General features: G+C 47.5%; 23 protein-coding genes. 8 read left to right on the top strand and 15 right to left on the bottom strand.

The window, feature by feature from the left end; all coding sequences use genetic code 11:
- The first annotated feature begins 41 nt into the window (after positions 1–41).
- Complete coding sequence (locus tag ACY652_RS06770) at positions 42–1670, top strand: carboxylesterase/lipase family protein (RefSeq protein WP_462267279.1); 1629 nt, start codon at positions 42–44, stop codon at positions 1668–1670.
- Positions 1671–1874: 204 nt separating this feature from the next.
- On the opposite strand, the gene ACY652_RS06765 is transcribed toward ACY652_RS06770, so the two are convergent.
- From ACY652_RS06765 to cphA, 4 genes are all read right to left on the bottom strand, one after another.
- Positions 1875–2783 (bottom strand): alpha/beta fold hydrolase, encoded by a 909-nt coding sequence (locus ACY652_RS06765; RefSeq protein ID WP_462267278.1) that lies wholly within the window; start codon positions 2781–2783, stop codon positions 1875–1877.
- A gap of 29 nt (positions 2784–2812) precedes the next feature.
- Positions 2813–3706, bottom strand: coding sequence for an SDR family NAD(P)-dependent oxidoreductase (locus ACY652_RS06760; RefSeq protein WP_462267277.1), 894 nt, complete (start codon positions 3704–3706; stop codon positions 2813–2815).
- A 74-nt stretch (positions 3707–3780) separates the two neighbouring features.
- Positions 3781–4341 carry a Crp/Fnr family transcriptional regulator gene (locus ACY652_RS06755; protein WP_462267276.1) on the bottom strand — a complete coding sequence of 187 codons (561 nt, stop codon included), beginning with the start codon at positions 4339–4341 and terminating at the stop codon, positions 3781–3783.
- A gap of 9 nt (positions 4342–4350) precedes the next feature.
- Positions 4351–6972 carry a cyanophycin synthetase gene (gene cphA / locus ACY652_RS06750; RefSeq protein ID WP_462267275.1) on the bottom strand — a complete coding sequence of 874 codons (2622 nt, stop codon included), beginning with the start codon at positions 6970–6972 and terminating at the stop codon, positions 4351–4353.
- A gap of 162 nt (positions 6973–7134) precedes the next feature.
- Between cphA and ACY652_RS06745 the strand changes: the two genes are divergently transcribed.
- From ACY652_RS06745 to ACY652_RS06735, 3 genes are all read left to right on the top strand, one after another.
- Positions 7135–8055 carry a cyanophycinase gene (locus ACY652_RS06745; RefSeq protein WP_462267274.1) on the top strand — a complete coding sequence of 307 codons (921 nt, stop codon included), beginning with the start codon at positions 7135–7137 and terminating at the stop codon, positions 8053–8055.
- A gap of 89 nt (positions 8056–8144) precedes the next feature.
- The gene (locus ACY652_RS06740) at positions 8145–8936 is read left to right on the top strand and encodes a carbon-nitrogen hydrolase family protein (RefSeq protein ID WP_462267273.1); all 792 of its coding nucleotides are present in this window, start codon (positions 8145–8147) and stop codon (positions 8934–8936) included.
- A 529-nt stretch (positions 8937–9465) separates the two neighbouring features.
- A complete protein-coding gene (locus tag ACY652_RS06735) occupies positions 9466–10305 on the top strand; it encodes a DUF2911 domain-containing protein (protein WP_462267272.1) in 840 nt (279 codons plus the stop codon).
- A 205-nt stretch (positions 10306–10510) separates the two neighbouring features.
- On the opposite strand, the gene ACY652_RS06730 is transcribed toward ACY652_RS06735, so the two are convergent.
- The 5 genes from ACY652_RS06730 to ffh all read right to left on the bottom strand — a co-directional run bounded on the left by ACY652_RS06730 (position 10511) and on the right by ffh (position 14640).
- On the bottom strand, positions 10511–12049 hold the full coding sequence (locus tag ACY652_RS06730) for a YifB family Mg chelatase-like AAA ATPase (RefSeq protein ID WP_462267271.1): 1539 nt from the start codon (positions 12047–12049) through the stop codon (positions 10511–10513).
- A 99-nt stretch (positions 12050–12148) separates the two neighbouring features.
- On the bottom strand, positions 12149–12430 hold the full coding sequence (locus tag ACY652_RS06725) for a type II toxin-antitoxin system RelE/ParE family toxin (protein ID WP_462267270.1): 282 nt from the start codon (positions 12428–12430) through the stop codon (positions 12149–12151).
- Complete coding sequence (locus ACY652_RS06720; protein ID WP_462267269.1) at positions 12431–12628, bottom strand: hypothetical protein; 198 nt, start codon at positions 12626–12628, stop codon at positions 12431–12433.
- Between the two features lie 96 nt (positions 12629–12724).
- A complete protein-coding gene (locus ACY652_RS06715) occupies positions 12725–13108 on the bottom strand; it encodes a hypothetical protein (RefSeq protein WP_462267268.1) in 384 nt (127 codons plus the stop codon).
- Between the two features lie 203 nt (positions 13109–13311).
- Positions 13312–14640 (bottom strand): signal recognition particle protein, encoded by a 1329-nt coding sequence (gene ffh / locus ACY652_RS06710; RefSeq protein ID WP_462267267.1) that lies wholly within the window; start codon positions 14638–14640, stop codon positions 13312–13314.
- Between the two features lie 311 nt (positions 14641–14951).
- Between ffh and ACY652_RS06705 the strand changes: the two genes are divergently transcribed.
- Entirely contained in the window at positions 14952–15206 is a 255-nt protein-coding gene (locus ACY652_RS06705) for a type II toxin-antitoxin system HicA family toxin (RefSeq protein ID WP_462267266.1), read from the top strand.
- Between the two features lies 1 nt (position 15207).
- On the top strand, positions 15208–15576 hold the full coding sequence (locus tag ACY652_RS06700) for a type II toxin-antitoxin system HicB family antitoxin (protein ID WP_462267265.1): 369 nt from the start codon (positions 15208–15210) through the stop codon (positions 15574–15576).
- 14 nt (positions 15577–15590) lie between these two features.
- Here the strand turns inward: ACY652_RS06700 and ACY652_RS06695 are convergent, their stop codons facing one another.
- From ACY652_RS06695 to ACY652_RS06685, 3 genes are all read right to left on the bottom strand, one after another.
- Positions 15591–16748 (bottom strand): hypothetical protein, encoded by a 1158-nt coding sequence (locus ACY652_RS06695; protein ID WP_462267264.1) that lies wholly within the window; start codon positions 16746–16748, stop codon positions 15591–15593.
- A 118-nt stretch (positions 16749–16866) separates the two neighbouring features.
- Positions 16867–17730, bottom strand: a complete 864-nt coding sequence (locus ACY652_RS06690; protein ID WP_462267263.1) for an N-acetylmuramoyl-L-alanine amidase — start codon at positions 17728–17730, stop codon at positions 16867–16869.
- A gap of 7 nt (positions 17731–17737) precedes the next feature.
- On the bottom strand, positions 17738–18052 hold the full coding sequence (locus tag ACY652_RS06685) for a hypothetical protein (protein ID WP_462267262.1): 315 nt from the start codon (positions 18050–18052) through the stop codon (positions 17738–17740).
- Between the two features lie 176 nt (positions 18053–18228).
- Between ACY652_RS06685 and ACY652_RS06680 the strand changes: the two genes are divergently transcribed.
- Entirely contained in the window at positions 18229–18510 is a 282-nt protein-coding gene (locus tag ACY652_RS06680; protein ID WP_462267261.1) for a GIY-YIG nuclease family protein, read from the top strand.
- A 128-nt stretch (positions 18511–18638) separates the two neighbouring features.
- Here ACY652_RS06680 and ACY652_RS06675 read toward each other — a convergent pair whose 3' ends face one another.
- The 3 genes from ACY652_RS06675 to serS form a co-directional block, all read right to left on the bottom strand.
- On the bottom strand, positions 18639–19412 hold the full coding sequence (locus ACY652_RS06675; RefSeq protein WP_462267260.1) for an HNH endonuclease: 774 nt from the start codon (positions 19410–19412) through the stop codon (positions 18639–18641).
- Positions 19413–19445: 33 nt separating this feature from the next.
- Positions 19446–20306, bottom strand: a complete 861-nt coding sequence (gene ypfJ, locus ACY652_RS06670) for a KPN_02809 family neutral zinc metallopeptidase (RefSeq protein ID WP_462267259.1) — start codon at positions 20304–20306, stop codon at positions 19446–19448.
- 263 nt (positions 20307–20569) lie between these two features.
- Positions 20570–21841: a serine--tRNA ligase gene (gene serS, locus ACY652_RS06665; RefSeq protein ID WP_462267258.1), complete on the bottom strand. Its 1272-nt coding sequence runs from the start codon at positions 21839–21841 to the stop codon at positions 20570–20572.
- Between the two features lie 81 nt (positions 21842–21922).
- On the opposite strand from serS, the gene rsmI reads away from it, so the two are divergent.
- Positions 21923–22675, top strand: a complete 753-nt coding sequence (rsmI, locus tag ACY652_RS06660; protein ID WP_462267257.1) for a 16S rRNA (cytidine(1402)-2'-O)-methyltransferase — start codon at positions 21923–21925, stop codon at positions 22673–22675.
- Positions 22676–22759: the final 84 nt, after the last annotated feature.

Raw genomic sequence — 22759 nt, 5'->3', positions numbered from 1 at the left:
ATGCGCTTTTTGCATTTATATACATTTTTGATTAGATAATCATGAAAACATTGTACGCCTGCCTGCTGGCCGCCAGCCAAATGATAAGTTTTGGAGCCGCAGCACAAAGCAACCTGGTAAAAACCGCCAACGGCACCCTGCAAGGCACCGAAGTAAACGGCATCCGCGAGTTTAAGGGCATCCCGTTTGCGCAGCCGCCGGTGGGTAACCTGCGCTGGCGCGAGCCGCAACCGGCGCAAAGATGGAAAGGCATCCGTGCAGCCACTCACTTTAGCCACCGGCCCATGCAAAATGCCATTTTTGGCGATATGAATTTCAGGGCAGACAGCATGAGCGAGGATTGCCTGTACCTGAATGTTTGGACACCCGCCAAAGCGGCCAGTGCCAAACTGCCGGTGCTGGTATACTTTTACGGCGGCGGCCTGGTAGCAGGCGATGGCTCGGAGCCGCGTTATGATGGTGAAAGCCTGGCCCGTAAAGGCATAGTTACCGTTACCGTAAACTACCGCCTGGGCATATTCGGTTTTATGGCACACCCGGAACTTACACAGGAATCGCCCCATCATTCCTCAAGTAATTATGGCTACTTAGACCAAACTGCCGCCCTGCGCTGGGTGCAGCAAAATATTGCAGCCTTTGGCGGCGACCCCAAGCGGGTTACCATTGCGGGTGAATCTGCCGGTTCTATTTCAGTATCGGTCCAAATGGCATCACCCTTATCTAAAAACCTGATTGCCGGTGCTATCGGCGAAAGCGGCGCGGCCATTAACCCTACGCTGGCCCCTGTTCCGTTGGCGCAAGCCGAACAGAAAGGAACTGCATTTGCACAAAAAGCCGGCGCACAATCCCTGGCCGAATTGCGTGCCATACCTGCTGATCAACTATTAGATTTGGCTTCGGCACCGGGCGCCTCTCCTTTTGCTACCACTATTGATGGCTGGCTGCTGCCCAAACCGCTACCCGAAATTTTTGTGGCGGGCGAGCAGGCGCATGTGCCTCTACTGGCCGGCTGGAATTCGGCCGAAATACCTTACCAGGGTGTAATGCAAAGCGATGCGCCTACAGTGGCTAATTATCCGAAAGCCCTGCAACGCATATTTGCTGATAAGGCTGCCGAGGCACAGCAGCTTTACCCCGGCAATACGGATCAGGAAGTAATCCAATCGGCCACAGAATTATCCAGCGACCGCTTTATTGTATACAGTACCTGGAAGTGGGCCGACTTGCAGATGCAAACCGGCGGCAAACTTGTATATCGCTATATCTTCTCCCGCATCCGCCCGGCCATGACGGCTAAAATGGGCAATGCACAGCCGGGTTTGGCCGGCGGTGTTATTAAGGGTGATGATAAAGCCAAAACTACACCTAAGCCGCCCGCTCAGGTTGGTGCGGCACATGCTTCGGAAATTGAATATGCCTTAGGCAACCTGCCCGGCAATACCGTTTTCGCCTGGACACCGGATGACTATAAAGTATCGAAAACGATGGAAAGTTATTTTGCCAATTTTATAAAGACCGGTAACCCCAATGGTGCAGGCCTGCCTCAATGGCCCGAAAACACGGCAACCCAAAAAACCGGATTGATGGTAATTGACGTAAACAGCCAGGCTAAACAGGAAAATACCCGGCAGAGGTACCTGTTTTTAGATCAATGGTATAAAACGCATTGAGGCACCTGAGTAATTGTAACTACTATGCAAATACCGGTCAGTTTATAAAGTCCGATACTTTTTCTTATAGCTAATAATAATATTTGTTGCAGGTAAAACAGGGAGAAATAGCTCACAACTATTTCTCCCTGTTGAAGTATATATTTAGCGATTGTTATATATAAGTTAAAATTAACAGCCTTTGCTATGGCTTATCGTCAATAACTATCCTTGTAGAAATTTATTGATAGCACTAATCACCGCCTCTGGGTTTTCTTCAAACATATAATGTCCGGTGTCTGCTAGATGTAGCAACTCATACTGCTCTGCAACTGAAGGAAGCGCATACTGGTAAAAGCTAAAGGATACATTGCTAGCGATACCCAATACCGGCATTGATAAACTTTTATAACCTTTGGCATCCTCAATGTCCTTACCTAACGTTTGATACCAAGCGTTGGAAGCACGTATACGCTCAGGCTGATTGTAAACAGAGGCATAAACCTCCCGCTCAAATTCTGTCATACGGCTATCATCCACCATTACGTAGTGAAAAAGCCAGTCCAGCAGATAGCGGTAGCGCCCTTCCAGCATTTTTTCGGGCAGGCCTTTAACCTGGTTAAAACTCATCCACCAGGTATAAGGTTGTTGAGGGTCAATTTTATCGCCAAAAGTACCCGCAGCAGGCAGCAGGGACATCTGCTTCAAACCTTCACTGGGGTGCAAACCATCAGCCACTATCAATTTGGCTACCACCTGCGGATAATTAAAGGCCAGGCTCATGGCTACCATGCCCCCTATATCATGACCAAGCAGGTAAACCTGCTTCAAACCGAGCTGTTGAATGAGTTCATAAATATCTGTGGCCATCATCTTCTTATCGTACCCATCCAAGGGCGTGGAAGAGCTTCCCATCCCGCGAATATCTGCCACGATAACACGAAAGTTCGTGGCCAGTGATTGGGCAATACTATGGTAAGAATACCACGTTTGGGGCCATCCCGGCAGGCAAAGAAGCACAGGGCCATTGCCACCTGCTACATAGTGCAGCTGTGTGCCGTTCACTATTGTATAATAATTATTAAAGCCATCCCAATAGCGGATCAGCTCTTCATCCGAATAATTGCTTTTCATATATTAGTTATTTAAATATTAAAATAAGATTAATGATGATTTAAGGTTTCTGTGGCAGTTGACCAGGAAACATCTTTATACCGGTCATTATCCAACTTGGGGTGATGCGCCGCAAACATACTATAGAGATATTGCGCCTGTTGCCAGTTTGGGTAAAGCTCGTGTTCGCCTTCAGGGTTTCCGTCTCTCAGCTTTTGGTTGCGGATGACAAACTCTTCCATAGTTCCCTCATTAACCAGTTGAAAAGCCTCCCCGAACAGTTGCCGGCTTAGCTGCATTAAATCATCGGCACTTACCTGAAAACTGGCAATGTGCAGATATCGTGGCGTGAGCTCGTCAAGCGTAACAGCAGCAGTAAAAGCAGCGGTATCATCTATCGTAGTGAAATCAATTTTCCAGTTTATTTTACCTTCATAATAGGCAATAGTTTGCCTTTGAGGGTCAAACAGCGGAATACCATATTGCAGTACGTAAGAAAAAGCACCGTTAAAAACAGAGGTCAGTTTAGTGGTACTATTCTCCGCCAAAGCTGTAAACGTTTTACGCAGATCAAAATTACGATTTACCCCTTCCGGCAGCTGTGTATAATCTGTGCAGAAGTCAGAAGGAATAAAGCGTGGCACACCTGCCTCAATTGCCGCTGCTAATAATTGCGACTGTGCAGTTACAACAGCTTCATATAATCCGGCTAAAGCAGATACGACGCAGGAAACATCAGTACAAGCTGTGGCTAAGCTTGCAGTATCAGAAAAATCAATTTGAATAATTGAAACGCCAAGTGCCTGTAATTCTTTAACCTTTTCCGTATTAGCTGTCGCAGTACGAACAACAGCCTTTACAGCAGCCCCTCTTTTGATTAATTCCCTGCAGATTTTTTCTCCTAGGCTGCCGGTTGCCCCAGCAACCAAGATTTTGTTTCTCATAGTGTTTTGTATTTGATGCAACAAAACTAAATACTATGAAACCTCCTTAAACAACCATTTGGTAGTTAATCAAATCATCGCAGATTTCTACGTATACGGCTCAAGGCATTTGGAGTAATGCCTAGATAAGAGGCCAGCTGTTTAACAGAAACATATTGCATAAAGCCGGGCTTTTGAAGGAATTCCAGATAACGCTCCTCGGCAGAAAGGGTTTGAAAGCGAATTATCTCATCGATCATCCTAATGGCCATTACCTCCCAAGTCTTTCGGCCAAATTCTTGCCAAGCAGGCAGTTGCTGGTAGAGCAGTTCCATGTCGGCTTTATCAATAGAATATAGTTCAGCATTCTCAACTGCCTCAATGTTAAAACGGGTGGGCAATTGAGGATTCAAACTGGAAATTTCGGCAAAAAATTCATCTGGTAATACTACCCATGCAGTCAGCTGTGTATCCTCCCCGTAGAAAAACCGCAGCACTCCGCTTTTAACATAATAATATTGATTGGCAATTTGCCCGCGTTTGAGCAAAAGCTGCCCCTTTTGTAAACGCTTTAGACGAAATTTATTGATAATAATCTCTAAATCAATACCCTGTATACCTGTTTTCCTTTCAATTAAAGATTTAAGCTGATCCATTGTTTTTACTTACAACGTTCCGTCGCGTTCTTTCTCTACGTAACTTTGTACAATTTCCACCGCATCATCCACCGCATCGCTTAGCGTGGTAACAAAGGCGCCCGGTTTAGCCAGGCTGATGGCGTATTTAATGGCATCAGTCTTTCCGTCCAGCATCTCAAACGGAAAGTCGGGCCGTACAGATTTGATGCCTTCGGCCATTAAGCCTAATATATTTTCGCGGGTGCGCCCGCGCATGTGGTTTTCCTGCCTTAGCAAAATGTAATCAAACATCGTAGCGGCAATCGCCCCTAATTCGCGGATGTCATCATCCCGGCGGTCGCCGGTACCGGCAATTAGCCCTATTTTCTGCGGCGAGTCCACATGGCTTAAAAATTCCTTAATGCCGTTATAGCCGTCGGGATTATGGGCAAAATCAACCATAAACTTAAACTCCTTAAACTGGAAGATATTCATCCGCCCCGGCGTTTGCGCTACCGAGGGTACAAAGGTGGCTAAAGCATTTTTTATACCGTCAATTTTAAAGCCGTACACGTAAGTAGCCAGGGTGGCTGCCAGTACATTCTCAATCATAAACGGCAGGGTGCCGCCAAAGGTAAGCGGTATGTAACCCAGGCGCTCTACCCGTATCTTCCAGTCGCCTTTTTTAATGGTAACGTAGCCGTTCTCGCAGATACAGGCAATGCCGCCCTTGTTGCAATGGGCTTTTATAACCGGGTTATTTTCGTTGCGGCTAAAATAGGCCACCTGGCAGTCGGCCTTTTTGCCAATGCGGACGCAGTACTCATTGTCAGCATTCAGAATACCCCAGCCATCTTTTTTTACGGAATTAATAACTACGCTTTTTACCCTTGCCAGGTCCTCCAGGTTGTGAATATCGGCAATGCCCAAATGGTCGGGCTGAATATTGGTGATTACGCCAACATCGCAATGCCCAAAGCCCAGACCCGAACGTAAAATGCCGCCGCGGGCGGTTTCCAGCACGGCAAAATCTACCGTAGGGTCTTTTAAAACAAATTCGGTGCTTACAGGCCCGGTGGTATCACCTTCCAGCATCATGGTGTTTTGCACATAAATACCATCGGAGGTGGTAAAGCCAACCCGGTAACCGTTGTTGCGCACAATATGGGCAATCAAACGGGTGGTGGTGGTTTTACCATTGGTGCCGGTAGTGGCAATAATGGGTATGCGCGACGACTGCCCCTGCGGGTACAGCATGTCAATTACATGCCCGGCCACGTTGCGCGGCAGGCCTTCGCTGGGGGCGATATGCATCCGGAAACCCGGCGCTGCATTTACTTCCAGTACCACGCCGCCGTTTTCGGTAAGCGGCTCGGTAAGGTTTTGCGCCATAATATCGATACCGCAAATATCCAGGCCGATCACGCGCGAAATACGCTCACAGATAAACACATTTTGCGGGTGCACATGGTCGGTTACGTCAATGGAAGTGCCGCCGGTGCTCAGGTTGGCGGTAGATTTCAGATAAACCACCTCACCCGCAGGCGGTATGCTTTCTAAGGTATAGTTCATCTTGGTAAGCAAGTCCATCGTGTCGCGGTCAACGCTGATCTCGGTGAGCACATTTTCATGCCCGAAGCCGCGGCGCGGGTCTTCATTCTCCTTATCAATCAGTTGTTGTACCGTAAGTGTACCATCGCCTTTAATATGGGCGGGCTGGCGCTGGGCAGCCGCTACCATTTTGTTATCAATTACCAGCACCCTGAAATCGTATCCGGTAATAAATTTCTCTACAATTACCTTGCGCGATATTTTAGCGGCGTGCTCAAACGCGGCGATGGCTTCCGCTTCGGTTTTTACGTTGATGGTAGCGCCCCGGCCATGGTTGCCATCCAGCGGTTTGAACACCAGCGGGAAGCCTACTTTTTTAATCGCTTCGGGCACCTGTGCTGCCGAGGTAATGGTCATGCCCTTAGCCACCGGGATGGCCTGCTCCTGCAGGATGCGCTTGGTGGCATCCTTGTTTCCGGCCAGGTCTACCGCAATGCTGCTGGTGTTCTCCGTCATGGTGGCGCGTATGCGCTTCTGGTTCTTGCCATAGCCCAACTGCACCAGCGACTGGTCGTTCAGCCTTATCCAGGGAATATTACGGCTAATGGCCTCCTCCACTATGGAGCCGGTACTTGGCCCCAGGCGGGTGCGCTCACGTATCTCGCGCATTTGCTGAATATCAGCCTCTAAGTGGTATTCTGTGCCCGCAATCAGCGCCGCGGCAATGCGCACGGCGGCTTCGGCAGCATAAATACCTACCTTTTCTTCCAGGTAATTAAATACCACATTGTAGGTGCCTGCGGTTTTGGTTTGGCGGGTGCGGCCGTAACCGGTATCCATGCCGGCCAGGGTTTGTATCTCTAAGGCAATATGTTCAATTACATGCCCCATCCAGGTACCGGCCTTTACGCGCTCAAAAAAGCCGCCGGGTACGCCCGGCGAGCAGCGATGACTGTATAAACTGGGTAACAGCGCCTGCAGCCGTTCGTAAAAACCATCAATAGTGTTGGTAGGCCGGTGCTCCATCTCCTGAAGGTTCAGCCGCATTTGTATCAGCTTTTTGCGGCTGATGCTCCAGATATTCGGCCCGCGCAGTACTTGTATATTCTCAATTTTCATGGTAGCTGAAATAGTTAGTTTAAAAAAACCGGATTTGTGTTTCCTAATCTAAAGGATTGTAACAAGAGTATGAAACATTTAGTGTTATCTGCCTTATTTTTTTCATTAATACCATGTTTTTGTTAGTTTTTATATTAATTTGTAAATATCGAAAGCAGAAACATGGCAGTTCCAAAAGGTAAGTTAGTAATTATAGGTGGTGCAGTGGATATGGGCAGCGGTATCAGCGATCAGGAGCATATCTTACAGCCTAATTACATTAAGTTTTTTGAGAAGGGCATCCTGCGCCGCATCATCACCGAATCGGCCAATCAGGAGGGTTCGGTGGTAGAGGTAATTACTACGGCCTCGCAGATACCGGAGCTGGTGGGAACCGAATACATTAAGTCTTTCAATCAACTCAACGTTACCCATATAAATGTGCTTGACATCCGCAACCGCGAGGATGCCATGAAGCCGGAGTACCTGGAGCGCATCCGCAAGGCCGATGTGGTGATGTTCAGCGGCGGCGACCAGCTGCGCCTGAGCTCTATTTTTGGCGGCACCGAATTTTTGCAGATATTGAAGCACCGATACTGCCACGAAAACTTTGTGATTGCCGGCACTTCGGCCGGTGCAGCGGCGGCATCGGCCAACATGATCTATCGCGGCCAGAGCAGCGATGCGCTGGTAAAGGGCGAGGTGCAGATTACCGCCGGACTGGGTTTTATCGACTCGGTAATTATTGATACCCATTTTGTACAGCGCGGGCGTATTGGCCGCCTGTTTTACGCGGTAGCTACCAATCCGGGCCTGCTGGGTATCGGGCTGGGCGAAGATGCCGGGCTGCTCATTACCGAAGGTAACTGCATGGAAGCCATTGGCTCGGGCCTTACCATTTTGGTAGATGGCCGGGGCATTATACGCACCAATATTTATGAGGTGGAATTAGGCGCGCCAGTATCTATTGAAAATCTGAAAGTACACGTGCTCTCCATTTATGATAAGTACGATCTGGAGCAGCACCGGCTGGTTATTAAAAACGAAGTAAAGGTAGAGGAAGGCGTATTTATACAAATGCCCGATGCCAGTGATTTGCAATAGCTCGAATTAAAGATTTATCTGCTGCTGTAAAATTTTTTGCGGTTATTATCGGCATATTTGCAGCGCTACTCTGTAAAACCATTTATCTTATGAAGATAGCGTTAGCCTCCCCGCCTTATCCCCAATCGTTAAACGACGGTTTATATCAGATTGAACTTCTGATTAAAGAAGCCGCCGGTAAAGGGGCTGAAATTATTTGCTTCCCTGAAACGTATCTCCCCGGCTATCCGGAAACAGGCATAAGAACCGGACATTATACTGCCCGGCAATTGCAGGATGCCTTGAACCAGGTAGGCATTATGGCCGCAGCCCATAAAATTGCCGTGATAATGCCGATGGACTGGCATGCGCCTGAAGGCCTGCTGAATGTGGCGCAAGTAATATCAAACGAAGGCGAGGTATTGGGTTATCAAACCAAAAACCAGTTAGATCCCTCTGAAGATGAATTGTGGGTGCCTGGTACGCAACGTGCTGTTTTTAAAGTAAATGGCTTAATCTTCGGCATTGTGATATGCCATGAAGGTTTCAGGTACCCCGAACTGGTAAGGTGGGCCGCCCGGCAGGGGGCACAGGTCGTATTTCATCCCAACCTTACCGGCAGTAGCACAACCGGTGTAATGCCAGTGGAGTGGGCGCATAAAGCCAGCCCTTATTATGAAAAGGCGCAGATGATGCGGGCTTTGGAAAATACCATCTACTTCGCCACTTCCAATTATGCGCTTCCCTATCCTGAATCGGCCAGCGCAGTAATAGCGCCTGATGGCACCTGCATAGCGCACCAGCCCTACGGGCAGCCCGGCGTACTGGTAGTGGATATTGATTTATCGAGAGCCACCTGCCTGCTGGCAAAGCGGTTTAAGCCGGAATTACACAATCACTAAAGCCCGGTTCAACTACTTAAATTTAACAGGGCTGCTGCATCAGCTTTAGCCGCGGGCAAAAAAATTATATTACAGTTTCTGTAATTGGAGCTTCGTATTGGTTGATGTGCTGCCGTTACCGGCCCTGTTGAACGGTTATCTGCCTAAGCGAAATTTCACAAAACAGGTATAAATTTATACAGTACGTGCAGAATAGTATACACTAATGTTTTTTTAAACAGATAGCTGCTTAAGCGGTAAGTTTGCTTGGCTGTGGAAAAATGCGCCTGCTGTGGAAAAAAAGGTGTTTTGGCAATATTAAAAGTTTTTTACAGGCAGCCGCAATTTTGGTACAGCAATTGAGTTAATATATATGAACTGGTAAACTTACCAGTTTAATTGTGATAAGGTTTAGGTTGAAAGTTCCCCCAGAGCAAGTCCGGGGGGACTTTTTCTTTTTAAGCCTTTTTTACTTCTAAGCAGTCTTATCAGCGATTAGCAGCAATCTGTACTGCATTCTTTATCTTCGCCATCAAAATATATTCATATCATGAAAAAATTCTACTTGCTGATGCTGCTGTGCGGCTTAGCCTGTGTTGTACCGGCCTATTCGCAAGGCTTTAAAGTGCCGCAGGCCAGTTCGGCCCAAACCATCATTCAGGACTTTGGCCTGGGTAAAATCACCCTTACCTATTCGCGCCCCAACGTTAAGGGCCGCGGTGTATTTACTGAACTGGCCCCATACGGCCAGATATGGCGTACCGGCGCCAATTCGGCAACGGTAATCAGCTTTACCGATGAGGTTACCCTGGCCGGTAACAAAGTACCTGCGGGTGAATACGGCTTGTTTACCATCCCGGGCAAGGAGGAATGGACCATCATCCTTAATAAAACCTCCAAGCAATGGGGCGCCTATACGTACAAGGAGGCTGATGACGTACTGCGCTTTAAAGTAAAGCCGGTAAAAATGAGGGAGAATATAGAAACCTTTACCATGCAGTTTGCCAACGTGCTGCCTGCTTCGTGCCAGTTGCATTTAATGTGGGAGCGCACCGCAGTAATGATACCGATAGCTACCGAAGTAAACAGCCGCGTACTGGCCAATATTGACGAAGCCATGAAAGGTGAGAAAAAGCCTTACTTTCAGGCTGCACAATATTATTATGACAACGGGCAGGATTTGAATAAAGCTTTAGCCTGGATAAACGAGGCAGAAAAAGCAAATCCCAAAAGTTTTTCAGTAAAGCTATGGAAGGCCCGCATTCAGTTAAAGGCAGGTGATAAAGCCGCAGCGAGGGCTACCGCGCAGGAAGGCGCCCGTTTAGCCAAAGAAGGCAAAAGCGATGAATATGTACGCCTTAACGAGGCCGTAATTGCGCAAGCCAAGTAATTTGATTATTTCAGTGTTATAACAGGCCCTGATTGCTAACAATCGGGGCCTGTTGTTTTTGACTGAAACTTATAAAGAAACCCACATTGCACAAGCCCTGAAAGCACTTTTTCTGCTACAGAAAATAAGTTTTACATATAAATTTGGGGCAGCGTTGGGATAAAGATAGACTCAAAAGTATCCCGGGCTGCGCTGATGTATCCTGCTATCCTGCCCAGCCTTCTCTATCCAGGCTGCGGAAATGTATCGCCTCGGCCAGATGCGCCAACTGGATATCCGGGCTGCCGGCCAGGTCGGCAATGGTACGGGCTACCTTCAGAATGCGGTCATAGGCACGGGCGGATAGCCCCAGCTTTTCCATCGCTTTTTTAAGCAGGGTTTGGCCGGCGGCATCTATCTTGCACAAGTCGCGCACCTGTTTGGAGCTCATCTGGGCGTTGGCATGCAGGTCGGGTTTATTGCCAAAGCGTTCAATCTGTATATCGCGGGCCTTGATGACCCGTTCACGGATATCATCGCTCTTTTCGGATATACGCTCGGAGGACAGTTCGCTGAAGTTTACCGGTGTTACCTCCACATGCAGGTCAATCCGGTCCAGCAGGGGGCCGGATATTTTGCTTAGGTACTTCTGCACCGTTCCGGGCGGGCAAATGCATTCCTTCTCCGGGTGATTATAATAACCGCAGGGGCAGGGGTTCATGCTGGCAATCAGCATAAAGCTGGAAGGATATTCCACCGTCATGCGTGCCCTCGAAATGGTGATGCGGCGCTCTTCCAGCGGCTGGCGCATTACCTCCAATACCGTGCGCTTAAATTCGGGCAATTCATCTAAAAACAGCACCCCGTTATGGGCCAGCGATATTTCGCCGGGCTGCGGATTGCCGCCCCCGCCTACTAAGGCCACATCTGAGATGGTGTGGTGCGGCGCCCGGAAGGGCCTAACGGTAACCAGGGCATCAGCCGCGGCCATTTTACCGGCTACTGAATGTATTTTGGTGGTTTCTAAAGATTCATGCAGCGTGAGCGGCGGCAAAATGGAAGGCAGCCGCCGGGCCAGCATGGTTTTACCTGCCCCCGGCGGCCCGATCAGGATAACATTGTGGCCGCCCGCCGCCGCAATCTCTAATGCGCGTTTGATATTCTCCTGGCCTTTCACATCGCTGAAATCGGTTTCGTAATTGCACAGGCTGTCGTAAAACTCCTCGCGGGTGTTTACTACGGTGGGTTTTAACTGACTTTCGTTATTAAAAAAGTCAACTACCTCTTTGATATTATCTATGCCATAAACATCCAAATCGCTTACAATGGCCGCCTCGCGGGCATTTTGTTTGGGGAGGATAAAACCTTTGTAACCCTCGCGGCGGGCTTGTATAGCAATAGGCAGCGCCCCTTTAATGGGGCGCAGTTCGCCGTCGAGCGACAGCTCACCCATAATTAAATATTTATCCAAATTTTCCGCTTCAATCTGGCTTGAGGCGGCGAGGATGCCGGCGGCAATAGTGAGGTCATAAGCCGAACCCTCTTTACGGATATCCGCCGGGGCCATGTTGACTACCAGCCGTTGCCGGGGCATGTGGTAACCGCAATGTTTAAGGGCCGAATCAATACGGAAGTAGCTTTCCTTTACGGCATTATCGGGCAGGCCCACAATAAAATAGCCGGTACCCGAGGCAATGTTCACTTCCACCGTAATGGTACTGGCCTCCACGCCATACACCGCACTGCCAAACGTTTTAACTAACAAAAGATTCAGATTTTTAGATTAGGCGGAAGGTAAGGAAATTACAGGAAAAAGTAGGTTTGCAGTGATGCAAAAAGCAAACTTACTTGTACTATTAAAAGATTAAAGGATCCTGCCGGTTATCCCAAAAGAAAAGCAGAATAACTTTATACTTCTGAACTTCATAAAATAAAGAAGATTTTTTGTGACAACTGCTTTTCTTACCTGGTGTATGATGGGTTCAGGAAATCCCGATGGCTGCAGTGTTAAAGCAGCGAGCAGCTTTTCAGTTTTGCTTAGGAATCTCTCGGTTGCAAATTCACCCCAGCCTGCATTAATAAATTTTATAATAGTATCAAATGTGGTTTCAGCCTCAGGTGTCCACCTTACTTCATAAACTTCCACTTATTTTTTATACTTGCGCATTACCTCATCTGTTGATTTTTTAATACCCTGACTTGCCTGTAGCTGCCCCCTTTTAATGCCATTTTTAACATGTTCGGGTAGTTCATTTGCCCGTTCCAGCAAATTGAAATAGTCATGAACAGACAATTGTACATCAGTAGTATGGCCTTTTTCGTCAGTAAGATATTTAACTGGCATGGTTCAAAATTAAGCAGACTTTGGTAAGCTATAAAATCGAAAAAGCAATTAAAATGATAACACCTCTCTATATCTTTATTACGAATTTAGAAAGCCTTACTTTACCATTGCCATAGCAAACACACATACGGCAATCACATTGAGCAGTAAGACTACTGACCATACGTTTTTATTATGGCGGCTCATTACGGCCATGCGTTCATTAAGGGACTTAAGCCACTTGTTATTGAGCAGCACCAGGTAATTAATGCACATAAAAAAGGCCGTACCCAGCAGCATATATAAAGCTACCTCAGTATTCAGGTGCACCAGATGCGAGCTTACCATAAATTGCATAGCCAGCAGTACATACGCCAGCACCACAATCAGCAAAAAGCTTACGTTAAACAATGATTTATTCTGCGGCAGCTTGCCCTGGCCAAAGTTTTTAAATATCCACCGGTGCAACGCTACATAAAGGGATTGATAGGAGTTGATCATGGCCGTAAAGTTTTAATGTTAATACTCAGTTAATTGGTTGGCAATATTTTATATTGTACGAATTGCATCAAAAATAGTTATTTGATTATTAAATATAATATTACAAGATTAAATTTTGTTTTAAAGTTTGAATGTAGCTATTGTTAAATAAGAAAGCCGCTTAAGTAATTCACTTAAACGGCTTTCTTATTTAACTTATTTCCTTACATCTTCGGCATCCGGCGCATCATGTTGGCCATGGCGGCGGGGTTGCTCATTTGCTTCATTACCTTGCGCATATCATCAAACTGCTTGATCAGGCGGTTTACTTCGGCCAGCTCGGTGCCCGAGCCTTTGGCGATGCGGTTACGGCGGCTGGGGTTGATGATATCCGGGTTTGATTTTTCCTGCGGGGTCATAGAAGAGATAATGGCTTCGATGGATTTGAAAGCGTTATCGTCAATCTCTACATCTTTCATCATTTTGCCTACGCCGGGTATCATGCCCATCAGATCCTTCATGTTACCCATTTTCTTGATCTGCTGTATCTGGCTGTAAAAATCGTTAAAGTCAAACTTATTCTTGCGGATCTTCTTCTGCAGTTCGGCTGCTTCCTTTTCGTCAAACTGCTGCTGGGCACGCTCTACCAGTGATACCACGTCGCCCATGCCCAAAATACGCGAGGCCATACGGTCGGGGTGGAACACGTCCAGCGCTTCCATCTTTTCGCCCGTACCAATAAACTTAATCGGCTTGTTCACTACCGATTTAATGGACAAGGCTGCACCGCCGCGGGTATCACCATCCAGCTTGGTGAGTACCGCACCGGTAAAATCCAAACGGTCATTAAATACTTTGGCCGTATTCACCGCATCCTGGCCGGTCATGGCATCCACCACGAATAAAATTTCGTGCGGATTAACGGCGGCCTTAATGCGCTCCACCTCCTGCATCATGGCTTCATCTACCGCCAGGCGGCCGGCGGTATCAATAATAACTACATTATGGCCGTTCTGCTTAGCCATGGCCACGCCTTCGCGGGCAATAGCTACCGGGTCATTACTTTCGCGGTTGGCATATACGGGGATGCCGATTTGCGAGCCCAATACCTCCAGCTGGTCAATGGCCGCAGGGCGGTACACGTCATCGGCTACCAGTAAGGGTTTCTTGTTCTTTTGTGTTTTTAAGAAGTTAGCCAGCTTGCCGGTAAACGTGGTTTTACCCGCACCGTTCAACCCTGCAATCAGGATAACAGTGGGCGTGGCCGGAAAATTAAGCTCCGCAGTGCTGCCGCCCATCAGGCTGGTCAGCTCATCGTTCATAATTTTGGTGAGCAGCTGCCCCGGCGAAATAGATGTCAGTACATTTTCGCCCAATGCCTTCTGCCTCACCTCATCGGTAAAGGCTTTGGCAGTTTTATAGTTAACGTCGGCATCCAGCAGCGCCTTACGGATTTCCTTCATGGTTTCGGCCACGTTGATTTCCGTAATGGTGCCCTGCCCTTTCAGCACCTTGAACGCCCGGTCTAATTTGTCGGATAGATTTTCAAACATGAATTTTAGTACTTATCGCTGTATCAGTACGCAAAGGTAAGATTTTGAGGGGGATTAGGTAGAATGGTTGTGTTTAAAAAGCTGTAGCTAAGGAGTAATATCTTATATATTTATTAGCAAATAGCAATGTAACTAAAAAATAGTTGCATTGCTGCTGTTCATTTTTTACATTTACTGCTATTAAGCCAAATTTGAAAATTTGGTCTTATTTCAAACCCTACTCCCCTTTTAAATAGTGTGTTAAAATCAAGGAGGAACAACTTATATGAAATACGGCAGTCACACCTCTGCGCTAAAAACAAACGGCTACCATGTCGCAGTACGAGAAACTGAAAAATCGGTTCTTATCGGTTCCCAAGGATTTTACCTGGGACGAGTTGATTAAGATAGTTGCCCATTATGGGTATAGAGAAGTAACCGGCGGCAAAACCGGAGGCTCCAGAAGAAAGTTTGCAGACCAGAATAACCATATCATCAGTTTGCATAAACCTCATCCAAGCCCTGTTGTTAAACAATATGCGTTAAGGGAGGTAATAGAACAATTAAAGGCCAAAGGCCACATTTAAATTGACAGACATCATACAATATAAGGGTTATTATGCCACAGTACACTTTAGTGCTGATGATGAAATATTTTTTGGCAAAATACTGGGCATTGATGATTTAGTGAGCTTTGAAGGCTCATCTGTACAAGAGCTTAAAGCAGCTTTTGAAGAAGCGGTAGAAGATTACCTGGAAACTTGCCTTGCCCTAAATAAGGCACCCGGAAAAACATACAAGGGAACCTTTAACGTGCGTGTACCTGCAACACTGCATAAGGAAGCCGCTGTATTTGCTGCTGTGCGCAATATTACGCTAAATGAGTTTGTTAAGGTGGCCCTTTCTTATACCTTACAGCATAAAGAAGATATTAACCAATCCTTACAGTCGCATTAATTCTGAAATATTGCTTATAACTGTGCAATCAGCTTTTTCATTTCTGCATTATAACGGGCTTTGGTAATGCCGGTTACTACTTGTAGTGCCTTGAAATAATTTTCATCGCCCGGCTCCTTAGGCCCGCAACTTAACAGCGGTTTTACGGCATCAAAGCCTTTCTCCTTTTCAATTTTTCGAACCAGCAACGCGTTCAGCGCAAAGGAGATTTTTAATGTTTTGGGTGCTGCCTCAAAGTTGGTTCCGTCCAGGTATAGCTGCAGCCAGTCGGCGTTGGGGTGAGCAGTGGCGTAGGCTTTAAATTTAGCCAATACTTCGGTCCAGGAATAGCCCCAACTGCCGCCGTACAGGTAGGCGCAGCCTTCATCTACCGGGCGGTTAATTACTTCGGGCTTCATTACGGTGCGCAGCCGCTCGTGCCATAAATCATGCGGATCAAACCGGTGTGCCTCATCGTTCCACCCGTTAATCACAAGTGTGGTATCGTGCTCATGGGCGGTAAGGTTATTGTACTTTTGACCATTGTAGGCGGCTTTGTAATTTATGCCCAGCAAGTGCTGCACTTCTGTAAAATCATCAGCATAATATACCACAACAGGCTCATGAGGCGCATGCAGCTTTTTGTCGTAATTGTCAACAGCTTGCCGGTAAGCACGTGCATCAGCCTGATGTAAAGTTTCTTTATAATAAAAGGTAATATTACCCAGCTTTTTGGTATGCCAGCTTTGTGTGTAGGCATGCATCGGCGAATAAAAGGAAAAGCGGGTGCCCTGCCTTAAAGCCCTAAGTTCAAACGCCGCCTGTAATATGGGCTGCCTTTCATTAATGCCCATGTAGGCCAGTTGCAGTATAAAATGAATGCCATCGGCAGCTACTATGTTGGTAAGATAAGGCTGATAGGCATTCTTTTGTGCAGGCCTGCTGCTGTGTTCTATCGCCTTCATTTCATCCAGCAGGGCCGAGGTACTGAGCAATTCACTTTTCAATACATACACATTTGCACTGTTGGCATTCTCTTTTTGTGCTGTAAAGGCATTCAGCGCGGTAAGCAGCTGTTGGCTAACGGCAGTATCAGGCGGCAGGTTAACACCAGGCTGCACAAGGATAGTTTGACTGAAGGAAGCAAATGAAACCGTTGCTAACCAGGCAAGCAGTAATACGCGAAGCTGCATAGATTTTTATTTAAATGTGCTGTTACGCAGCAATAGTAATAAAAATTATGGGGGCAGCCTATTTATTAAAGGAGCCGGTGATGCCATGCAGGGCATCCGCATTGGGCATTATGGCCTGCTAATATTTCTGATATACGTTGTACAGTACGTTTAAATCCAGCTGGCTCATTTTGGGGCTGCTGTCCTGCTGTACAAAGTGGCGCTTAAAGGCAATGATGGCCGCATTCAGGTCGCGCGTATCGTAGCCGATGAGGCGCAGGGCGGTGGTTACGTCGAAGTTTTCGGGGGCCAGCTCCAGTACCTCATCGCTCCAGTAGCCGAAGCCTTTTTGCGACAATAGCTTCCAGGGAAAATAAGTGCCGGGATCGGGCTTGCGCCGGGGGGCAAAGTCCTGATGGCCGATAAAATTGGCGGCCGGAATGTTATAGGTGGTTTTCAGGAAAGTGAGTAAGGCCAGCAGACTTTTAATCTGCACCTCGCTGTACGGTTCGCTGCCGTTATTGTCAATCTCGATGCCGATGGAGCAGCTGTTCATATCCACCACGTTGCCCCATTTACCTACGCCGGCATGGTTGGCCCGCAGGTAATCATTCACCATGTGCACCACCTTACCATCGCGACCGATCACGTAGTGGGCGCTTACCTGGCTTACCGGCGTGATAAAGGTGCGGATGGTTTGCGCCAGCGAATCCTGCGCGGTATAATGGATAATTACATAATTGGCCTTGCGGATGCCCGAATTTACCGTACCCACCCATTGCGAAGGAATAGGTACGCCCATACTATCCGTAAGGGCAGCCGGGTTGGTTTGGGCTATTTTGGCGATGTATTCGGCCACATGGTCGCTGTATACTTTATCCGTTTGGGCATAGGGGCCGGCCGGTGTAGTAACGGTGATGACTTTGGTTACTTTAGTTACCTTGTGTGAGCAGGAAGCCAGTGTAATGATGGCTGCTGCCAGTAAGTAGAAGTTAGATTTCATGAATGTATTAAACCCGGTTCGTATTTTCTATCCGCTGAATGAACCTGGCTAAGGTAAGCATTGTATTTGGAGGTTCGGAAGTATATTCCACCATTTCAAACTCATGCAAGGTGTGGTCAATCTCATCATCCCAGGTGCCGAAGTGCAGGTCGGGCAGTTGCCATTGATTTGCGTAAAACCAAGTTCCATCAATGAGTTTCGATTGAATAAGTGAGGTTAAATAAACAGGGGTAAGGTGTTGAGGATTATCAAATACAACAACGCCGAACTGCTTATAGTTAGCGCCGTCGCGGTACAGGTAATGCAGTTTGATATTCGGCATGAGGCAAATTTATGCCCAATACAAGGTAGTGTCAATCGGCTATAAGTGAACTTTTATATTTTGAATGTCATCGCGAAGAGGAAAGACAAGGCAATATCGTAAATTTACATATTCGCTTTGTATTCGACGAGATTGCTTCGTACCTCGCAATGACAGCTTTTGTATCTTTTATAACTATGTCAACCGTATATTATGTTTATATACTTAGTAATAAAGCAAACACTGTGTTTTACATAGGTGTAACCAGCAATTTACAGGAAAGGATTTTACAGCATAAAAGCAAACTATATAAAGGGTTTACTGCTAAATACAATTGTGACAGACTTGTATATTTCGAGCAGTACCAATGGGTGCAAGAGGCTATTGCCCGTGAGAAGCAGCTTAAAGCAGGGTCAAGGCAAAATAAGATCGAATTGATAGTGGATAGTAATCCGGCATGGAATGACTTAAGTGGGTAAGCTTATACTAACAAGAGGAGTTTGTCATTGCGAGGTACGAAGCAATCTCGTCGAATACAGGGCGAATAGAAATAGCTACGGGATTGCTTCGTCGTTCCTCCTCGCAATGACAAATTTGAAATCCAAAACTAAGATATGAACCTATCTTGGTGAACTTTCAAAAATTCAGTATTAGGTAAGAATTTTTTTGGCTCAACTAAAGGCTGGCCATTGTATTGGATAAAGTTGTCTTGAATGCTTTTAACTTCTTTGTACTTATAAAACCTCGAAGACACTTTAATTTTAAAATCTTCAGTTATTGTGATTAATCCGCTGTCGAATGCCTTGTCATGCAAGTTATTTAAGGATAACCCGTTTGCCGGATTTAGCCTATTTACTTTGTCAATGCTCCACGGCAAAATATGGCTTGCAACCAGCAGTTCGGTTAAGGCAATGCCTGTAATGCAACACTGATTGTTGTAGTTGGAAAGAACAATACGCCTGAACAGGTGCTGATTGATCCTGGATTTAACCAACCGTTCCTTTTCATACCCTTCAACTATCGGTAGATTATTTAGGTCGATGCTATTCAATTTTTCAATTGAGGTAGCCTTTTTGCTGGCAAGCAACTGCTCTCCTTCAATAAATTGATCATCCCAGTTTAGCATATAGTCTTGCCAAACTTCTTGGTCTAACTTGCTAATGTTAGGTAAGCCTTTTATACCCCTTTGCTGTAACTTGGGGTCAAGGCTTGCCAAATTGCCTAATTTACGGGCAACGGAACTGGGAGTTCTGTGAATAAGTAAGGCTAAATCAATTACGGCAGCATTGCGGCTGTGCATTTGCCCAAAAGGAATTTTGCAATACAGGTTTATTGCTAAAATAGTTTCTTCCCTTGTCCAAAGCTTTTGGCCCTCTTTCATATATTCAGGTATTTACCCAAATCTATTTCTTTCTTAATTCAAACTCGGGTCAGCAAAGGTATTGCCCTGCCGCAAATCACCGGTTTCGAAGCCTTTTTTGAACCAGTAGACGCGCTGGGCGCTGGTGCCGTGGGTAAAGGAGTCGGGCTCTACGCGGCCCTGGGTTTCCTGCTGCAGGCGGTCGTCGCCAATCTGCGTAGCCGCATTCAGGGCTGATTCGATGTCGCCTTTTTCCAGCACCAGCCCGTTCTGATGATACAGGTTTTCATAGTGTGCCCATACGCCGGCATAAAAATCGGCCTGCAGTTCCAGCTTTACCGACAGGCGGTTGCGCTCTTCCTCGCTGGCATTCTGCTCCGCCTGCTCTACCTTATCTGAAGTGCCTAATAGTTTTTGCACGTGGTGGCCCACCTCATGGGCAATTACATAGGCCTCGGCAAAATCGCCGGGAGCATTGAAGCGGTTCCTTAATTCATCAAAAAACGAAAGATCGATATAAACTTTCTGGTCGGCAGGGCAATAGAACGGCCCGGTTTGCGAGCTGGCATTACCGCAGCCCGATTGTACCGCATCGGTAAAAAAGTGCATGGTGGGCCGTTCGTACTGTACACCCTGTGCACGGAATAAGCTGTCCCACACATCCTCGGTACCGGCCAGCACCTTGCGCGACAGCACCTGCTCCGGACTTGACGACTGGGTAACCCTGGTGCTGGCCTGCTGCTCACCGGAATCACCGCCGCCGCCCAGATACTGCGTAGGGTTCACCCCGGTAAACAGGTAAATGATGACCCCGATAATGCCGACTACACCGCCACCGAGGGCTAAGCCGCCACGGCCGCCGCCGCCGCTGCCTTCCTCTACGTTATCACTTTCGCGTCCGCCAAACCATTTCATAAGTTACTGCAATTAAATGTAAGGAGGTAACATGGATGCAGGCGTGTTTGTTTAGCAGGCTTGCAGGTTTAAAAGCAGAGGAAGTGGCGAAAAAGGTTGTGGTGCGGATGGCCGTGCAGCTTATAGCTAAACAACTTCAATAGCACACCTAAAGTCATTTCGACCGCAGGGAGAAATCTTCTGCCGCACACCAGTCGCCTGGAGAAGATTTCTCCCTGCGGTCAAAATGACTGGGGTTGTGGGGTTGGGTTTGAAGCGGTGCTTTAATCAATCCACTCAAACCGTGTATAAGGCACCAATACTTCAGGTATTTTAATGCCGTTCTCGGTCTGGTTATTTTCCAGCAGGGTAGCCACAATGCGGGGCAGGGCCAGCGCACTGCCGTTAAGCGTGTGGGCCAACTGCGTTTTGCCCTCAGCATTACGGAAACGCAGTTTCAGGCGGTTGCTCTGAAAGGTTTCGAAGTTGGATACCGAGGATACCTCCAGCCAGCGCTGCTGGGCGGCGCTCCAGGTTTCCATATCATAGGTAAGGGCAGCGGCAAAACCCATATCACCGCCGCAAAGGCGCAGCACGCGGTAAGGCAGGCCAAGCTTTTGCAGCAGGCCCTGCACATGGGCGCTCATCTGCTCCAGGGTGTTATAGGAATTATCCGGGTGTACTACCTGTACCAGTTCTACCTTATCAAACTGGTGCAAACGGTTCAGGCCGCGCACATGCGCCCCGTAAGAACCTGCCTCACGGCGAAAGCAGGGCGTGTAACCGCAGTTCTGTATAGGTAACTCCTCACCTTTCAAAATTACATCGCGGTAAATATTGGTAATCGGCACCTCGGCGGTTGGTATCATGTACAGATTATCGGTACCCATATAATACATCTGGCCTTCCTTATCCGGCAACTGTCCGGTGCCAAAGCCCGAAGCTTCGTTCACCATAAGCGGTACCTGTAGTTCCTGGTAACCGGCCTTTTCGGCTTCATCTAAAAAGAAGGCAATCAGCGCCCGTTGCAGTTTGGCGCCCTTGCCTTTATACACCGGGAAACCCGCGCCGGTAATTTTTACGCCTAATTCAAAATCAATCAGGTTATACTTGGTTGCCAGTTCCCAGTGCGGCAGGGCGCTCGTCGGTAAGGCTGGCTTTTCGCCGTTCTCTAGTACAATCTCGTTATCTTCTGCCACAATACCTTTAGGTACGCTGCTGTGCGGCAGGTTGGGCAGTTGCACCAGTTTTTGGTACAACTCGGTTTCAAACGCTGTTAACTGCTCGCTTAACTGCTTGCCTTCTTCTTTCCAGGCACCGGTTTTGGCCTTAATTTCGTTGGCTTCGTCTTTTTTACCGCTGCGCATCAGCTCGCCAATCTGCCGGGCGGCGGCATTGGCCTCGGCTGAAATATTGTCAAGCTTGTTTTGGGTTTGGCGGCGCTGCTCATCCAGTTTCAGCACTTCATCCACCAGTTCGGGCTGCCTGAAATTTTTTACAGCCAATCGTTCCAAAACTTGTTCCCGGTTATCGCGGATATAACTAACTTGCAGCATTTATTCAGAATTTTAAGGCAAAGATAATTATATAGTTCATGGTTTATAGTTGATAGTTCATGGTAAGAGAATTTGCACCTTATGAATAACGCACAAACAGCTATGAACCATGAACCACCAACCATGAACCCAACAGGCAAACTATACCTCGTACCCACCCCCATCGGCAACCTGGAGGATATGACCTTCAGGGCCGTGCGCATATTAAAAGAGGCAGATTTAATACTGGCCGAAGATACCCGCACTTCGGCACCGCTGCTGAAGCACTTTGGGGTGAATCAGCGGGTGCTGGCCCACCATCAGCACAATGAGCACCAGTCGGCCACGGAGATTGTGCGGCTGATGCTGGTGGAAGGTAAACAGGTGGCCTTAATTTCGGATGCCGGTACGCCTGCCATTTCCGATCCCGGCTTTTACCTGGTGCGCGAAGCGCTGAAGTATAACCTGCCGGTAGAATGCCTGCCCGGCGCTACGGCCTTTGTACCCGCACTGGTCAACTCCGGCTTCCCTACCGACCGCTTTTGCTTCGAAGGTTTCTTGCCATTGAAAAAGGGACGGCAAACCCGCTACAAGTTTCTGGCCGATGAGGAACGCACGATCATCCTCTATGAATCGCCGCACCGCCTGCTGAAAACGCTGGACGAGATGGCTACCTACTTTGGCGAAGACCGCCTGCTATCCGTATCACGTGAGCTGACCAAGCTATATGAAGAAACGGTGCGGGGTACGGTTGCCGAGGTAAAGGCTTATTACGAAACCCACCCGGTGAAAGGCGAGTTTGTGATTTGCGTGGGGCCTGCGATTGTGGCTAAACTGAAGAAAAATGATGAATAACTGTTATTTCGAGGTACGAAGCAATCGCGTAGCTATGCTTATCCGCCCTGTATAAGATGAGATTGCTTCGTACCTCGCAATGAC

Origin of the sequence: Mucilaginibacter sp., assembly GCF_965200995.1 — a bacterium.
Classification (GTDB): domain Bacteria; phylum Bacteroidota; class Bacteroidia; order Sphingobacteriales; family Sphingobacteriaceae; genus Mucilaginibacter.
This window is presented reverse-complemented; position numbering and strand designations above follow the sequence as displayed.

Excerpts from the sequence above, each read along its gene's own strand:
- ACY652_RS06770 (WP_462267279.1), top strand. The coding sequence starts at position 42 with ATGAAAACATTGTACGCCTGCCTGCTGGCCGCCAGCCAAATGATAAGT.
- ACY652_RS06765 (WP_462267278.1), bottom strand. The coding sequence starts at position 2,783 with ATGAAAAGCAATTATTCGGATGAAGAGCTGATCCGCTATTGGGATGGC.
- ACY652_RS06760 (WP_462267277.1), bottom strand. The coding sequence starts at position 3,706 with ATGAGAAACAAAATCTTGGTTGCTGGGGCAACCGGCAGCCTAGGAGAA.
- ACY652_RS06755 (WP_462267276.1), bottom strand. The coding sequence starts at position 4,341 with ATGGATCAGCTTAAATCTTTAATTGAAAGGAAAACAGGTATACAGGGT.
- cphA (WP_462267275.1), bottom strand. The coding sequence starts at position 6,972 with ATGAAAATTGAGAATATACAAGTACTGCGCGGGCCGAATATCTGGAGC.
- ACY652_RS06745 (WP_462267274.1), top strand. The coding sequence starts at position 7,135 with ATGGCAGTTCCAAAAGGTAAGTTAGTAATTATAGGTGGTGCAGTGGAT.
- ACY652_RS06740 (WP_462267273.1), top strand. The coding sequence starts at position 8,145 with ATGAAGATAGCGTTAGCCTCCCCGCCTTATCCCCAATCGTTAAACGAC.
- ACY652_RS06735 (WP_462267272.1), top strand. The coding sequence starts at position 9,466 with ATGAAAAAATTCTACTTGCTGATGCTGCTGTGCGGCTTAGCCTGTGTT.
- ACY652_RS06720 (WP_462267269.1), bottom strand. The coding sequence starts at position 12,628 with ATGCCAGTTAAATATCTTACTGACGAAAAAGGCCATACTACTGATGTA.
- ACY652_RS06715 (WP_462267268.1), bottom strand. The coding sequence starts at position 13,108 with ATGATCAACTCCTATCAATCCCTTTATGTAGCGTTGCACCGGTGGATA.
- ffh (WP_462267267.1), bottom strand. The coding sequence starts at position 14,640 with ATGTTTGAAAATCTATCCGACAAATTAGACCGGGCGTTCAAGGTGCTG.
- ACY652_RS06705 (WP_462267266.1), top strand. The coding sequence starts at position 14,952 with ATGTCGCAGTACGAGAAACTGAAAAATCGGTTCTTATCGGTTCCCAAG.
- ACY652_RS06695 (WP_462267264.1), bottom strand. The coding sequence starts at position 16,748 with ATGCAGCTTCGCGTATTACTGCTTGCCTGGTTAGCAACGGTTTCATTT.
- ACY652_RS06690 (WP_462267263.1), bottom strand. The coding sequence starts at position 17,730 with ATGAAATCTAACTTCTACTTACTGGCAGCAGCCATCATTACACTGGCT.
- ACY652_RS06685 (WP_462267262.1), bottom strand. The coding sequence starts at position 18,052 with ATGCCGAATATCAAACTGCATTACCTGTACCGCGACGGCGCTAACTAT.
- ACY652_RS06680 (WP_462267261.1), top strand. The coding sequence starts at position 18,229 with ATGTCAACCGTATATTATGTTTATATACTTAGTAATAAAGCAAACACT.
- ACY652_RS06675 (WP_462267260.1), bottom strand. The coding sequence starts at position 19,412 with ATGAAAGAGGGCCAAAAGCTTTGGACAAGGGAAGAAACTATTTTAGCA.
- ypfJ (WP_462267259.1), bottom strand. The coding sequence starts at position 20,306 with ATGAAATGGTTTGGCGGACGCGAAAGTGATAACGTAGAGGAAGGCAGC.
- serS (WP_462267258.1), bottom strand. The coding sequence starts at position 21,841 with ATGCTGCAAGTTAGTTATATCCGCGATAACCGGGAACAAGTTTTGGAA.
- rsmI (WP_462267257.1), top strand. The coding sequence starts at position 21,923 with ATGAATAACGCACAAACAGCTATGAACCATGAACCACCAACCATGAAC.